The 13,608-nt window shown below is 57.3% G+C and carries 13 protein-coding genes; 3 read left to right on the forward strand and 10 right to left on the reverse strand.

All coding sequences use genetic code 11. From position 1 onward, the window contains the following. Positions 1 to 29: 29 nt before the first annotated feature. The 4 genes from CGZ80_RS02785 to CGZ80_RS02800 are packed head-to-tail and all read right to left on the reverse strand — an operon-like array spanning position 30 to position 3,307. Positions 30 to 221 carry a hypothetical protein gene (locus CGZ80_RS02785; RefSeq protein ID WP_094411241.1) on the reverse strand — a complete coding sequence of 64 codons (192 nt, stop codon included), beginning with the start codon at positions 219 to 221 and terminating at the stop codon, positions 30 to 32. 3 nt (positions 222 to 224) lie between these two features. Continuing rightward, positions 225 to 1,772: a DUF4178 domain-containing protein gene (locus CGZ80_RS02790; RefSeq protein ID WP_094411242.1), complete on the reverse strand. Its 1,548-nt coding sequence runs from the start codon at positions 1,770 to 1,772 to the stop codon at positions 225 to 227. Then, complete coding sequence (locus CGZ80_RS02795) at positions 1,769 to 2,167, reverse strand: S-adenosylmethionine decarboxylase family protein (protein WP_094411243.1); 399 nt, start codon at positions 2,165 to 2,167, stop codon at positions 1,769 to 1,771. The genes CGZ80_RS02790 and CGZ80_RS02795 overlap by 4 nt, the downstream gene beginning before the upstream one ends. Positions 2,168 to 2,185: 18 nt before the next feature. Then, the gene (locus CGZ80_RS02800; RefSeq protein ID WP_094411244.1) at positions 2,186 to 3,307 is read right to left on the reverse strand and encodes an SPFH domain-containing protein; all 1,122 of its coding nucleotides are present in this window, start codon (positions 3,305 to 3,307) and stop codon (positions 2,186 to 2,188) included. A gap of 445 nt (positions 3,308 to 3,752) precedes the next feature. Between CGZ80_RS02800 and polA the strand changes: the two genes are divergently transcribed. Then, complete coding sequence (polA, locus tag CGZ80_RS02805) at positions 3,753 to 6,557, forward strand: DNA polymerase I (RefSeq protein ID WP_094411363.1); 2,805 nt, start codon at positions 3,753 to 3,755, stop codon at positions 6,555 to 6,557. A gap of 189 nt (positions 6,558 to 6,746) precedes the next feature. On the opposite strand, the gene CGZ80_RS02810 is transcribed toward polA, so the two are convergent. Continuing rightward, complete coding sequence (locus CGZ80_RS02810) at positions 6,747 to 6,971, reverse strand: FmdB family zinc ribbon protein (protein WP_094411245.1); 225 nt, start codon at positions 6,969 to 6,971, stop codon at positions 6,747 to 6,749. A 23-nt stretch (positions 6,972 to 6,994) separates the two neighbouring features. On the opposite strand from CGZ80_RS02810, the gene CGZ80_RS02815 reads away from it, so the two are divergent. Together CGZ80_RS02815 and CGZ80_RS02820 are read left to right on the forward strand one after the other, a co-directional pair. Further along, positions 6,995 to 7,720: an NAD(P)H-hydrate epimerase gene (locus tag CGZ80_RS02815; RefSeq protein ID WP_233148185.1), complete on the forward strand. Its 726-nt coding sequence runs from the start codon at positions 6,995 to 6,997 to the stop codon at positions 7,718 to 7,720. Between the two features lie 87 nt (positions 7,721 to 7,807). Then, the gene (locus CGZ80_RS02820) at positions 7,808 to 8,761 is read left to right on the forward strand and encodes an SMP-30/gluconolactonase/LRE family protein (RefSeq protein ID WP_233148186.1); all 954 of its coding nucleotides are present in this window, start codon (positions 7,808 to 7,810) and stop codon (positions 8,759 to 8,761) included. 28 nt (positions 8,762 to 8,789) lie between these two features. Here the strand turns inward: CGZ80_RS02820 and CGZ80_RS02825 are convergent, their stop codons facing one another. The 5 genes from CGZ80_RS02825 to CGZ80_RS02850 all read right to left on the reverse strand — a co-directional run bounded on the left by CGZ80_RS02825 (position 8,790) and on the right by CGZ80_RS02850 (position 13,589). Further along, positions 8,790 to 10,382 (reverse strand): sulfatase, encoded by a 1,593-nt coding sequence (locus CGZ80_RS02825; protein ID WP_233148187.1) that lies wholly within the window; start codon positions 10,380 to 10,382, stop codon positions 8,790 to 8,792. 136 nt (positions 10,383 to 10,518) lie between these two features. Beyond that, entirely contained in the window at positions 10,519 to 10,740 is a 222-nt protein-coding gene (gene infA / locus CGZ80_RS02830) for a translation initiation factor IF-1 (RefSeq protein WP_094411247.1), read from the reverse strand. Between the two features lie 15 nt (positions 10,741 to 10,755). Further along, a complete protein-coding gene (rpsI, locus tag CGZ80_RS02835) occupies positions 10,756 to 11,169 on the reverse strand; it encodes a 30S ribosomal protein S9 (RefSeq protein WP_094411248.1) in 414 nt (137 codons plus the stop codon). Between the two features lie 48 nt (positions 11,170 to 11,217). After that, positions 11,218 to 11,670 (reverse strand): 50S ribosomal protein L13, encoded by a 453-nt coding sequence (gene rplM / locus CGZ80_RS02840; RefSeq protein WP_094411249.1) that lies wholly within the window; start codon positions 11,668 to 11,670, stop codon positions 11,218 to 11,220. Between the two features lie 524 nt (positions 11,671 to 12,194). Continuing rightward, complete coding sequence (locus CGZ80_RS02850; RefSeq protein WP_094411366.1) at positions 12,195 to 13,589, reverse strand: deoxyribodipyrimidine photolyase; 1,395 nt, start codon at positions 13,587 to 13,589, stop codon at positions 12,195 to 12,197. Positions 13,590 to 13,608: the final 19 nt, after the last annotated feature.

A 13,608-nucleotide genomic window follows, 5' to 3' on the forward strand; every position in this document is an offset into this window, starting at 1 on the left:
TTGGATGAATCGCCGCTGGCGGCTTGAGTTTATTTTCCGACGCCCCACGATCCGCCATAGGATCGCCCGCCGCCGAGGTAGCTGGTGCCATAAGGCCGACCGCTGGAATAGCCACTGCCGCCAAAGCTCGGTGACTTCCATCCCAGCGCGGTCGCCACCGTGAACCAAGAACAGATGACGATGCCGACAGTCAAGTAAGTGAACCAGATCGCTTTTTTCATCGCTTAATCGTCCGAGGCATAGGGGCTGTAATCGCTGTCTTGCCACCGCTGCACTTCGAAACTGTGCAGGTAAAACAGTGTGAGGCCGGGAATGATCGAGACTCCGATCGCGGCCAACGTCAGCAGCCCGCCGTCCCATTTGTTGCGGTTCACCGTGATCGCCGCAAGCAACAGATAGACCAAGAAGCCCGCCCACATGAGCCAAAAGCTTTTCCCCATCGACGGTTTGGGCTGGATCACGCCGACGCCCCAAGGTCGCGGCAAATCCTTCACGCCGAAGATCGATTCGACCTCTTCGGGCGTGATGTAGAACGACTCGGAAATCGTCACCTCTTTCGACTTGCCGTACCCGGCTTGTTCGAACGAAACCATTCGTGGCGGGCAGATGTAATCGGACGTTTGCACGACATCGCCGATGTTGACTTTCCAGTAGAACTCACCGAGCAAGTAGCGAACGTGGGCGGTTCCCCGGTCATAAAGGCGAAAGGTTTGCTTGTCGTAACCGAGGTGGGTTCCTTTGCCCTTGGGTGTCGACGTCACGGGGGCGGCCAACGACCAGTGGCCGCTATTGCAGATCAACCATCGATAGCCGGCGTCACGGTTGTAAAGCAGGTATTCGGACCAGGGAAAAATCTTGCCTTCCCATTTTGCATAGCGTTCCATGAATCCGATGACGACATATTTGGTGTCACCGAAAACGCCTTCGCTGCCGAGGGGAATCTGGACCTTCGACGCTTCTTGGTGCAGCGACTGGAACAGCGAAAGTTTGCCGTCGTTGACGTCCAGCATCGACGAACAGTTTGGACATGCGATCCGCAACGTGTCGTCAGGGGCATGCAATGAAAGCGGCCCGGCACACTTGGGGCAAGGCAGCTGTACCGCATCGACGCTGTCAACGATTTCGGGTTTCAGCTCGTTGATGTCGATGTGCAGATCACTGAGCGTGACCGTGGTGCCTAAGAAAGCGGCTTGTCCTGCGCTGCTGCCGCCCTCGCCGTATTCGAATGTGGCGACTTGGTTGGTGTCGCCTTGCAAGTCGACATAGTGGTGTTCTGCACCCGGAACGAAGTGCCAAGGGATTTCACCTTCGGCGCCTTCTGCTGTGGCGACGCCTTTTTCACGAACCGTCAAATTGGTGCGTTTGATCGGTACCGTTTGCAACAAGTCCAGGGAATCGTATGTGGGAAGGTCGGTGCCTTCGCGAAGCGGGTATTGGCTGGTGAGTGCGAACTGGCCTTGCGCTTCGCTTAGCCAGCCGACCTTATTGCCGGGAAATTCGAGGTACCATTCGTCCCAGCTTCCGCCGCCGGAGTGCCGATAACGAACGCGACCGACGATCGTGAATCGCTGCCCTTTCCAGCGTCCTTTGACGCCACGCCGCAATCCGGATGCGGGGTCGCTGACTTCGGCGAATTTGCCAAGGTCTTCGACATCACGATCGGTGCGTCCGATCGTCGTGCCACAAAAATCGCAAACCGTTACCAGCGCCCAACTGTTGCGAAAGACAGTGGGGCCACCACAAGCCGGGCACTTCGTTTTAAATCCTTTCATCGTGGCTTCACTCCGGTCTCGACATGACGTTCGATCATGCGAACCGTCACGTCCGCCGCATCAAGGTGCTGGCGGAGGGCGTCTTCCCAGTGCCAACGTTGACGATGTCGACAGCAGTACAAATTGAACGTTGCAAAGCCGACTTCGGGATAGGTGTGACAGGCCAAATGGGATTCCGACAACAGGTACATTGCCGTTACACCGCCGGGCCCACCGAAGCGATGGAACAGCGGTTCGGCGACAACGTTTAATCCTAGATCCGCGAGAACTTCGTCGCAGACCGCGCGCACGCGACGAAGATCGGTCAGCCAGTCGACGCGACAACCTTGGGCGTCGACCAGCCATTCCGTCCCGCCGGAAAAATCACTCGATAGTTCGGGGCGCGGATCCTGCACGCAAACAGTCCGACTCGTTTAGGAAGCTGGCGGGGGTGGAGGCGGTGGGGTCTGCGACGCAAACAGGTTCGCCAGTGCGGGAACCGTCGCGGCAGCCGACCAGCCTTGCATGCCGGCGCTCCAGACCATCGTTTCGCGAGTGACTTCGCCACTGGCGATGCCCGAGGTGACCTGTGCGATCGAGAACGGGCCTTGGGTTTGGCCGTTGACCGCGATGTGCCATCCGGCTGGCGGAGGTGGTGGGGGAGCAGCGGCGCCGTGGCCACCGGCGTTTCCCGCGTTCATCATTCCGCCCATCATTTGGTTGGCCATGGCCATTCCCATGCCAAGCCCCATGCCTTCGGACGCGCCGCCACCGGATGGGTTGGACGCGGCGTCGGTCAACGCGTTGCCCATCTGGAATTGTTGGTAACGGCCCATGTCACCGATCACGCCCATGCTGGTGCGAGTGTCGAGAGCTTTTTCGACTTCTTCGGGCAGGGAAATGTTAACGAGCACCAACTGCGGGCAATCCAGTCCATATTCGTCATCGATTTGTTCGACGACATGCTCGCGGACTTTGGCAGCGATTTCGTGATAGCGGCTGGCCATATCCAGCGCCGCGATCTGCAGTTCGCCCAACGTTTGACTGAACGCCGAAATGATCATCGAACGCAGCAGGTCGGTGATTTCCTCGGAGCGGAAATCGTCATCGGTGCCGACGATTTCTTGCAGCAGTGCCTTGGGGTCAGTCGCCTGCAAGGAATAGGTGCCGAACGCGCGAATACGGATCGGACCGAATTCGGGATCCCGCAACATGATGGGGTTGGGTGTGCCCCATTTCAAATCGGTGATTTGGCGAGTACTGACAAAGTACACCTCGGCTTTGAAAGGGCTTTCAAAACCGTATTTCCAGCCCATCAGCGTCGACAGGACGGGCATGTTTTCGGTGGTCAGTTCGTAATGCCCCGGCCCGTACACGTCAGCGATCTCGCCGCCTTTGACCAACACGGCCATTTGTCCCGGCCGGACGATCAGCTGTGCGCCGTTTTTGATTTCGTTTTTGTAGCGTGGAAAACGCCAAACCAATGAGTGGTGCGAATCATCGAGCCACTCGATGATGTCGATCAGTTCGTGACGTAACCGGTCAAACAAGCCCATGGTGTTTCATTCACTTTGCAAAGGGGACTCAAAGTGGCTCGGTTGCAAAAACCGAGCGTTCATTCCAGTCGGTGAAAATTCTATCGGACGGGCGATCAAACACCACCGCCAGGAATCATCCGTAATCTAACAAATCACCGAAGTTATTGGGGCTGCCGCAGTGTCGGATCCGCCGCCGATTGGCATTTGATCCCGCAATTTCCGAGGTGAAACGGCGGCTTGAAATCCTGCGGGTAGGATTCGATCGCGTTGCAGCTTAAATTCGCTGGTGTCAGAAGGGCACAAAGTGATCCAGCTTCGGGGCGCCGTAATTGTCTCAACAGGCAATTGTCTCAATGGGCAACGGGATCACGCCGATCGCAAAGGATTGACTGCTGGCGGCAACTGCCGGTATCGCGATTCAAAAATTTCTCATTCAACTTTGCCACGTCAGGCGAACGATTTGATGGCCAACGAAACACAAGACTTGTTCGCACCCAGCAAGAAACTGTATTTGCTTGACGGGATGGCGCTGCTCTATCGCGCACACTTCGCACTGATACGCAGCCCACGCTTCACTTCGGGCGGCCAATGCACGTCGGCCGTGTTCGGCATGTTGAACACCGTCACCGATATTCTGACCAAGCACGAACCGACTCACATCGCGTTTGCCTTCGATACCTCCGAACCGACTGAACGTCACAAGGCGTTTCCGGAATACAAGGCACACCGTGATGCGATGCCCGAAGACTTGGCGAGCCAGATTCCGCTGGTCGATCGATTGCTCGAAGCGTTGAACATCACCGTCATTCGCATGCCCGGTTACGAAGCCGACGACGTGATCGGCACCTTGGCACACCAAGCCCAAGCGGAAGGCTTTGAAACCTGGATGGTGACTCCGGACAAGGATTACCACCAACTGGTCACCGACCAGATCCACGTTTACAAACCGGGATCCAAAGGCGGGCAAGCGGAAGTGCTCGGCGTCGATGAGGTCTGCAAGCTCTGGGAGATCGATCGCGTCACGCAAGTGATCGATGTGCTCGGCTTGATGGGTGATGCCAGCGATAACATCCCTGGCGTTCCCGGCATCGGCCCCAAGACGGCCAAGAAACTGGTCAGCGAATTCGGCAGTGTCGAAGGATTGCTCGACAACGTCGACAAACTGAAAGGCAAACAGAAGGAACGCGTCGCCGAAAACCGCGAACAAGCCTTGCTGAGCAAAAAGCTCGTCACCATTCAGCTAGATGTTCCCACCGAAGTCGATTTGGAATCGCTTCGCTGCAAAGGGAACGATGAAGCCAAGCTACGTGAACTGCTGGTCGACCTCGAATTCGAAACCGTCGGCAAGCGGCTGTTCGGAAACTCGTTCTCCGCCGCATCCGCCCGGACTGCGGTTGTTCAGGAAAAACGCAAAAGCGAGATCCAGCAATCGCTGTTCGACGAGCCAGCCAATCAAAAAACACTCGCCGACGTCACCAAGACCTACCACACGGTAACGACCAAGAAAGCCCGAACCGATCTGATCAAACAGCTCCGCAAAGCCGACGCGTTTTGCTTCGACACCGAAGCAACGGGGCTGGATCCACGCACGGCCGAACCACTCGGCATCGCGATTAGCTTGCGCCCGCACGAAGCGTACTATGTTGTTTGCCCGAGTGACCCCGACGAGCGGCAGGCGATGCTTGAAGAGTTCGCCGATGTGTTAAGCGATCCCAAGATCACGAAGATCGGCCACAACCTGAAATACGATGTCTCGCTGCTGCGATGGCAAGGCATCAAGGTCGCGCCGCCTTTGTTCGACACGATGCTGGTGCATACAATCGCCGAACCGGAAATGCCACACGGGATGGACGCACTGTGTGAGCTGTACCTGAATTACAAACCGATTCCTACCAGCGACTTGATCGGCCCCAAAGGCAAAGAGCAGAAGTCGATGGCGGACGTGCCGCTGGAACAGCTTGCCGAGTACGCTTGCGAAGACGCCGATGTGACACTGCAATTGGCAGAGGTCTTGCGGACGGTGATGGAAGAGAACGAAGTGCAGCAGGTCTGCAATGACGTCGAATGCCCGCTGGTTCCCGTCTTGGTCGAAATGGAATTCAACGGGATCACTTTGGACACCGAATCGCTCGGCAAGTACGCGGAACTGTTGCAAACAGAAATCGACGACCTGCAAACGAAGATCTATGCCGCTGCCCAACACGAATTCAACATCGATTCGCCGAAGCAGCTTGGCGTGGTTTTGTTCGAAGAATTGAAGCTCGAAGAAAAGCCCAAGAAAACCGCGACGGGACAGTACTCAACGCGTGAAGCCGAGCTAGAACGGCTGAGCGGCAAACATGAAATCATTCGTGACGTGCTGGATTACCGCAACGCCCGCAAGCTGAAGTCCACCTACGTCGACCAACTGCCCGGCGCGGTCAATCCCGAGACCGGGCGACTGCATACTCATTACAGCCAAACGTGGACGGCGACGGGGCGACTGCAGTCCAACGACCCGAACTTGCAAACGATCCCCGTCCGTAAAGAACGCGGCCGTGAAATCCGAGCCGCGTTTGTCCCGCGTTCGGAAGATCACCTGATCCTGTCAGCTGACTACTCGCAAATCGAACTGCGAATCATGGCCGAGCTCAGCCAGGACGAGGCGATGATGTCCGCGTTTATCAACAACGAAGACATCCATACGGTGACCGCGTCAAAGGTCTACAAGGTCGATCCGGATGACGTCACGCGTGAGATGCGTGCGAAAGCCAAGACGGTGAACTTTGGGATCATCTATGGCATCAGCGCATTCGGTCTGCAGCAGCGATTGAACATCCCGCGTGCCGAAGCAAGTGACTTGATCAACAACTACTTTGAAAAGTACCCCGGCGTGCAGCGATACATCGATTCGACCATCGAGTTCGCTCAAGAGCACGGTTTTGTCAAAACCAAAACGGGACGCCGTCGCTTTGTGCGCGACATTACGAGCCGGTCACGCAATTCAAAAGCGGCCGCCGAACGCTTGGCGATGAACAGCCCAATCCAAGGGACCGCCGCGGACATGCTGAAGCTGGCAATGATCAACGTCGCCGATGGATTGAAAGCCGGAGGCTTCGAAACCAAAATGTTGCTGACCGTGCATGACGAATTGGTGTTCGACATGCTCAAGAGTGAAGCCGATCAGGTCATGCCCGTGATCGAAGCGGCGATGAAGAACGCACTGCCAATGGAAGTCCCGATCTTGGTTGAGATGGGTACCGGAAAAAACTGGCTGGAAGCGCACTAGCCGTTGGCCGGCGAAGGATCGCGGGGAGAGTTCACGCGGGGTGGCTCTTACGGAGGCACCATGCAAGCTATCTCGCCCAGCCTGGCGGGCTGGGACGGTTTCTGCTTACGAGAGGCAGTGGAGTGGGCAGGCGGAGCCTGCGAGACATGGTGTGGCGAGGCGGGAGCCTCGTCACAAGTTTGACGTGTCCTACATGTCGCACATGCCGCCGCCACAGCAGCGTGGCGCACCGCAGCTTGGGCTGGCGGTCGGCAGACTCTTGCTGCCGTTCATGTTGGGAGCTGCCGTAGCGCTCATTAGCCGGGTCAGCTTGTGGCTGCCACAATCGGGGCACTCGGCTTTTTCATCGGGATTGCGGACCAGAACTTCGACGGCTTGATTGCACTCGGGGCATTCGTATTCGTACAGTGGCATTGCAAAATCCAATCTTCGAGGTGATGAGACGCCCAGTATTTTTGTCGACAGGACGAGGCTGGCAAGCTCAGAAAATCAAACAAGGTCCCGAAATGAAACGTGACGCGGTACGACAAATCGACAAGATTGCAATCGACGAATTTGGGATCGCTGGTGTGGTGTTGATGGAAAACGCCGGGCGCGGGGCGGCCGAGAGAATCCTCGCCCGAACGCCACCCGAAACGCCAGTTGGGCTGCTCTGCGGCGGGGGGAATAACGGCGGCGATGGCTACGTGATCGCCCGCCATCTGGAACTTGCCGGCCGGACGGTACGGGTAATCTCGCTCGTCGAACTGGAAAAGCTCCGTGGCGACGCGGCGATTAACGCGTCGATCGCATCCAAGGCGGAGATCCAAATCGAGGTGGCCCGCAACGAAAACGAGCTAAAAGACTTGCTGCGGCCCAGCGATTGCCTCGTTGATTGCATGCTGGGCACCGGGGCATCCGGTGAACCACGTGGGCTGTTCGGCAATGCGGTTCGGCTGGCAAATCAATTGCCAGGCTATCGTGTCGCGATCGACATCCCCACAGGCCTCGACTGCGACACCGGTGTGCCGAGCCAGACGACGTTTCGCGCCGACCTGACAATCACCTTCGTGGCCGCCAAAGAGGGTTTCGCCAACCCTGATGCTGCAGGTGTCTTGGGCGAGGTAGACGTGGTTGGGATCGGTGTCCCAAAATGCCTGTTGGAGCAGTTCGGGGTGTTTTGAAAAAACTTGATTCCCGCTATCGTGCCCCCTCCGATGATTTAACGATCGTCAGACTTTCCCCAACCGAAATACGCCGAGGTCTCTGAAGTGGCTACCGTAATTGAAGCATCCCCGCTGGATTTCCCGATGACGGATGCCCTGCGATTCCTTCCCGAAGGCCCCTACCAGAACGGTGCCGGCAAGTTTTCCTGGGTCGGGATTCAACACGGAAGCGACGTGACGTTTGGCAGCCTGAACCGTTACGACTTCACCACCGGCGAAAACGTTTCGATGGACCTGCCTGGACGCCCCGGATTTGCGTTCCCGTGTCGTACGGAAAACAAATATGTCGTCGGATGCGAACGGACCCTCGGCTACTTTGACGTTTCCAACGGCAGCTGGGAACCGTTTTGTGAAGGCGTCGACCAAGCGGTTGAAAACACCATCATCAATGACGGCTTGGCATACAAAGACAACCTGATCTTCGGCTGCAAAGACCTGGAGTTCGCCACCAAGAAAGCTGGCCTCTATCTGTACCGCGGCAGCGATTCGAAACTGATCTGCCTCCGCGACGACCAGATCTGCAGCAACGGTAAATCCGTCGTCGAGCAAGACGGAAAGCTGTTCTTGATCGATACCGACTCGCCCACGCGCACCGTCGTTCGTTACGCGCTGGACATCGCGGCCGGCACGCTTGGCGAGCCAGAAGTCGTTTTGGACCTGACCGAAGATCCCGCCGTACCTGATGGATCGATCCTGACACCAGACGGCAAGAGCATCATCGTTTCGATGTTCCTTCCGAGTGCTGGCCCGTTCGGCGAAACTCGGCAGTACTGCTTGGCGACTGGCGAATGCGAGCGCGTGTGGCGTACCCCATTGTCGACGCAAAACACTTGCCCGGCATTGGTCGAGTACCAGGGCAAGCTGATGTTGATCATCACCACCGCTGTCGAGCACATGACCAAGGAAGACCAGGCAGTTTGCTCGAACGCCGGCAAGCTCTTCATTGCAGAAACGGACTTCGATCCTGCCGCGTGGGCACCGCCAGCCTACGACGCCTAGTTCAAGCCACTGGCTTGCATCACGAGGCTTAATCAGGCTTCTCGCCCTTGCGGAAATATTCCGCAGGGAACGGGGCCTGCGAGGAATGCTTCGGGTGCCGCCACGGGAACACGGGCCCGCGATCTTCGAGCAGTGGAATCTCTTTGCCGCCGGACTGCTCCAGCAACGCCCATAGCTTGGCGTTCATTTCTTTGACGCGATCAGCGTGCCGGGGATCGTCAATCAGGTTGTGCATCTCCGCCGGATCGCTCGTCAGGTCATACAGCTCGTCGCGATCCCACAGCCCGTGGCAGCGAATGTATTTCCAGCGGCCACCGATCACCGCGTGCAGCGTTGGCGTGTGCGGGTAATTGCGTTCCCAGTAATACTCGTAAAGCAACTCCCGCTCGCCGTCGGCAACGTCCGGCTTGCCGTTACAGATCGCTTGCCAAAAGCTTCGCCCATCGGCCTTCGAAAGCGACGGGGCTCCGGCCGCTTCAAGTAGCGTTGGGCCAACATCGATGTTGGCGACAACACTGCCGAAGGGCTTGCCAGCCGGTATGGTTCCCGGCATCCGCATCAGCAATGGAACCCGCGCACTCGCTTCGTAAGCGACGCGTTTATCAATCAAACCGTGGTCACCAAACTGGAACCCGTTGTCGCCCATGTAAACGAACAGCGTGTTATCGCGAATGCCTTCGGCCTTCAGGTAAGCATCGATCGCGCCAACGCTGTCGTCGACAGCCAGCAGCGATTCACAGTAGCGTCGGTAGTAAACCTCGGGTGAAAAGTCAGCAAGGTTGTAGCCAAAGTCGACGCCGTGGCGGCTATTGCGTTGATTGCGAACCCACATCGGCAAGTTGCCCTGTCGCATCGCATCGACACTCGGGATCTGGATCGGCAGAGGTTGGTTGTCGTAGCGACCGCGATGACGATCGGCGGGAACAAAATCGGCATGCACGCCTTTATGGCTGACATAGATAAAGAACGGCTTGTCGGTGCCGCGCCCTCGTAACCACTCAAGTGCATAGTCGGTCAACTCGTCAGTGATGTAGCCTTTTTGTTCAACACGTTCGCCGTTGACGTTCAGCCCATCGTAGGTCGTTTGAGGGACCTCACGCGTGGTGCCATGTCCGTCTGGCCAATAGGTCCCCTGGCCCTTGAATGCGACCCAGTGGTCAAACCCGCGCTGCGGATCATCGATGTCGCCGCCCATGTGCCATTTGCCAAAGAACGCCGTTTGATAGCCAGCCCGTTGCAATTGCTGCGGAAAGAAAACGAGGCCCGGATCGACTGGGTGATAATTGTCGACGACGTGATGGTTGTGCGCGTACTGGCCGGTCAGGATCGAAGCCCGGCTGGGTGAACACAGTGAAGTCGTAACATAGGCCCGAGTCAGCATCGCGCCTTCGCGAGCGATCGCATCCATGTGCGGCGATTCGATGAACGGGTGCCCGGCTGCGCCAAGGCAATCGAAACGGTGGTCATCGCACAGCACGAAAACGATGTTCGGCGGTTGGCCAGGCTGCTGTTGGCCAGGTTGCAGTTGCTCTGGCGTTGGTGCGGCGCAGCAAGGAACTGTTGGCAGTGCGGTGGCTAACAAACCGGCGGCCAGCATCACTGCGGCAGTGACAATGCGCATGGGCGTTCACGCTTAAGTTGGGGCGGGGATGGAGGGCCCCAAAGCGTACACGACTGAGACGCGAAAGCAATCAACCGGACCGATCAGGTGGTGGTCCGGTGTTGCTTAGGCTGATGAGTCAAAGAGACCGGTGGAACTAACGTTCTCGGTAAGTGATACGACCTTTGGTGAGGTCATAAGGAGAAAGCTCGACGCGGACTTTGTCGCCCGGGACGATACGGATGAAGTGTTTGCGCATCCGTCCTGCGACGTGCGCCATGACTTCATTACCGGTTTCCAGTTGGACTCGGAACCGAGTGTTTGCGAGGGCCTGCGTAACAGTACCCTCGACCTCGAAAGCTTCTTCTTTTTTACCCAAGAGTTTATCCAGAGGTTATCGTTTGCTGAACTGGACGCCGCGACGGGCACCACGCAAACCAGGCTTCTTTCGTTCCTTCATGCGGGAATCGCGGGTCAGGAAGCCACCATCGCGAAGTGCGTCATGGAGTGCTTCGTCAAAACTGACCAGTGCACGGGCCAATCCCATGCGGACGGCACCGCTTTGGCCGGTCAAGCCGCCACCGCTGACGCGGACGATCACGTCAACTTTGTCAGCCAGCTCAACAGCGGCCAACGTTTCGACCACGGCCTTTTGGTCTTGGTCGTTCACAAAGTACTCGTCGAGTGGACGCCGGTTGATGGTGACTTTGCCATCGCCTTGGCGAACACGGACGCGAGCGACGCTGCTTTTGCGTCGGCCGGTACCCAACGAATCGCCGTTAATTTTGTCTTTTTTGACCAGGGTCATCAGTACAGTTCGTCAAAAAGGTAAGTGGATCGTTTGGATGCCGCAGCACTAACCAACTTTCTTGCTGGTGCGCTTCATCGGTTGGGGATTTTGTGCCGAGTGTGGATGCTCGGTGCCGGCGTAGATTTTCAGCTTTTTCAGCATTTGGCGAGCCAGCTTGTTCTTCGGCAGCATCCGGCGAACCGCGTGGTAGATCAAATCTTCTGGCTTGCGTTCTTGGCGATCGCCATAGCTTTCCAGGCGAAGCCCTGGGTAGCCGGTGTACCAGGTGTAGTGACGAACGTCCATCTTGCGGCCGGTCATCGCGACTTTGTCAGCATTGGTGACAATCACGAAGTCGCCGCAATCAACGTGCGGGGTGTACTCGGGGCGGTGTTTGCCCATCAGGATGACAGCGATGTCGCTTGCCAGTCGTCCGAGCACCTCGTCACTGGCGTCGACAACATGCCAGCTCTTTTCGACTTGGCCCGGTTTGGCCACGTAGGAACGTTGCACGGTCACGGAATTGTTCTGCGGTTAATGTTCGGTATACGGTAATCGCGCGTTCAGCCATCATCGGGTTGACCGCACGGGTCGGGGGCCAGCTCATCCCGGATCGCAAAGGCCCGTGTGCTTGGGCATTGCTTATCAGGGCATCGCCATCGCGACCGGATCCATGGAGTGTCCGCGTCGAATTGATTTCGATCTATCACGCAGACGCCGCTTGCGACAGTTCGACCGACGGGAGATTAGCGACCGCCTTGGAGGGGTGCCTTGCCTGTCGAACCGGAGCTGATCCGCCACAGGAACCGACGGTTTTCGGGCCTCGGGCGGAGAATTCGGAAGGGTATCGACCCATGCTCGGATCGGCAAGGGCTTTTTGCGAAATAAACACCACCAGATCGCGATCCCAGCGTCGAACGCCCCCCAATTCACTATCCGTTTCGGACAGAATTACGCTCGACATTATCGATTTAATCAATATCAAGGGAAATGCTGGCAATGTGAAGGGGGCTACCCCGCACGCATCTTCAAGCCTTGCGCGGCTATCCATTCTCGGCCCGAAACTCGCGCAAGTATTCCTTGAGATGCAGCTTCTTTCGAGCGCTGTCGCTGGTCATGTAGCGAATGCTGCCAAACACCGGTCGCTTCGGCCCCCAGGCTCGATCGTATCGCCCCAACACCCAGAAAATGCCGCTGTATGAATTTGGGTCGCGACCATCGAGCGCGTACTTGTTGTTCAAGTGGATCATGATCTCCAAGGCCCGATCGACCGACTTGGTCCAGTGCAATATTTTTTTGCCCCAAAGCATGCGGATGTAGTTGTGCATCATGCCTTGGCGGACGAGCTGTCGCTGGCCGGCGTTCCATAGCTCGTCGTGCGTGTCAGCGTTTTCGAACTGCTCAAGGCTATACGTCACCGGACGCTCGTCATCGGCTGTCTCCCGAATGGACTTTCGGGCCCAGTCCGGCAATGAGTCCAGCTTGTCGTACCGATCGGGCTCGCGGAATGACATGTTGAACCCCATTTCACGCCACGTCAGCACTTGGTCCAAAAAGCCTTCGGTGGATTCGCTGGTGTTCCAAAAGTCATGGTTTTTGCCGTTCGCCTTGGAGGTCTGGTCCGGCGTCCAGTCTTCGTGATCGAGCACACGCTGGACGATTTCGTGCGCGGCGATATGGCCAAAATGCAAGTGCGCGCTCAGTTCCGTTGTCGCGTGCTCGTCAGGATGATTCCGCTGTTCGCCGTAGTCGCCCAGCCGACGTTTTAGGAATCGATCCAAGCTTTTCCCTGCCGCGTCGCTGCCACCGGTTAGCACCGGGCTTGGGGCAACGTCATGGTCGATCGGGATTTTGGACAGCCCGTCTTTATCCAGCAGCTCCTTGAAATCAGCAGGTTTCCAACGCTTCGTCACCTCTGCGGGCAACTTGTCGAGCGTCGGTAGCTTGATTCGCGAAAGCGGCGTGGATTTTGGGAGCTCGGTTAAGCAATCCAGGATGTTTTTTTGCATCCAGCGGCGATAGCTGTGCGCGACGGTAAATGTTCGATCGGGCATCCGCAGCGGGACCACGCCGTTGGTATCGACGACTTCCAGCGGCACAGGCAACCGGTCTTTTACGGCGGTGATCAGGTTGGGCAGAAAGAAACAGGGGTACTCGTCAGTCACCACCGTCGCGGCGGACTTTGCCAGCGTCAGTAGCAGCGGTGATCCTTCACCCGGTTTCGGTTCGACGTAGGGAAAGTACGTCGCGGGCTTGTCTTCTAACTCGGCCGCATTGTCACGCATCCCTTCGATGATGAATCGGTGAATTCGATCACTGGCCCACTGGTAGCGAACACGCACAGGCTCAAAAATCACGAGCGGAAGCGACAGCTCTTTGGCCCGGTAAATCGCGTGTTCGAGAGAAAAGTTGTAGCGGATACGCCGGGCGGACGTCATCCAGTGCAACACATACTGG

This window comes from Rhodopirellula sp. MGV (assembly GCF_002251265.1).
Classification (GTDB): Bacteria; Planctomycetota; Planctomycetia; order Pirellulales; family Pirellulaceae; genus Stieleria; species Stieleria baltica_A.

Excerpts from the sequence above, each read along its gene's own strand:
- rpsI (WP_094411248.1), bottom strand. The coding sequence starts at position 11,169 with ATGACCCTGGTCAAAAAAGACAAAATTAACGGCGATTCGTTGGGTACC.
- CGZ80_RS02790 (WP_094411242.1), bottom strand. The coding sequence starts at position 1,772 with ATGAAAGGATTTAAAACGAAGTGCCCGGCTTGTGGTGGCCCCACTGTC.
- CGZ80_RS02815 (WP_233148185.1), top strand. The coding sequence starts at position 6,995 with ATGAGACGCCCAGTATTTTTGTCGACAGGACGAGGCTGGCAAGCTCAG.
- polA (WP_094411363.1), top strand. The coding sequence starts at position 3,753 with ATGGCCAACGAAACACAAGACTTGTTCGCACCCAGCAAGAAACTGTAT.
- CGZ80_RS02800 (WP_094411244.1), bottom strand. The coding sequence starts at position 3,307 with ATGGGCTTGTTTGACCGGTTACGTCACGAACTGATCGACATCATCGAG.
- CGZ80_RS02810 (WP_094411245.1), bottom strand. The coding sequence starts at position 6,971 with ATGCCACTGTACGAATACGAATGCCCCGAGTGCAATCAAGCCGTCGAA.
- CGZ80_RS02785 (WP_094411241.1), bottom strand. The coding sequence starts at position 221 with ATGAAAAAAGCGATCTGGTTCACTTACTTGACTGTCGGCATCGTCATC.
- CGZ80_RS02825 (WP_233148187.1), bottom strand. The coding sequence starts at position 10,382 with ATGCGCATTGTCACTGCCGCAGTGATGCTGGCCGCCGGTTTGTTAGCC.
- CGZ80_RS02850 (WP_094411366.1), bottom strand. The coding sequence starts at position 13,589 with ATGACGTCCGCCCGGCGTATCCGCTACAACTTTTCTCTCGAACACGCG.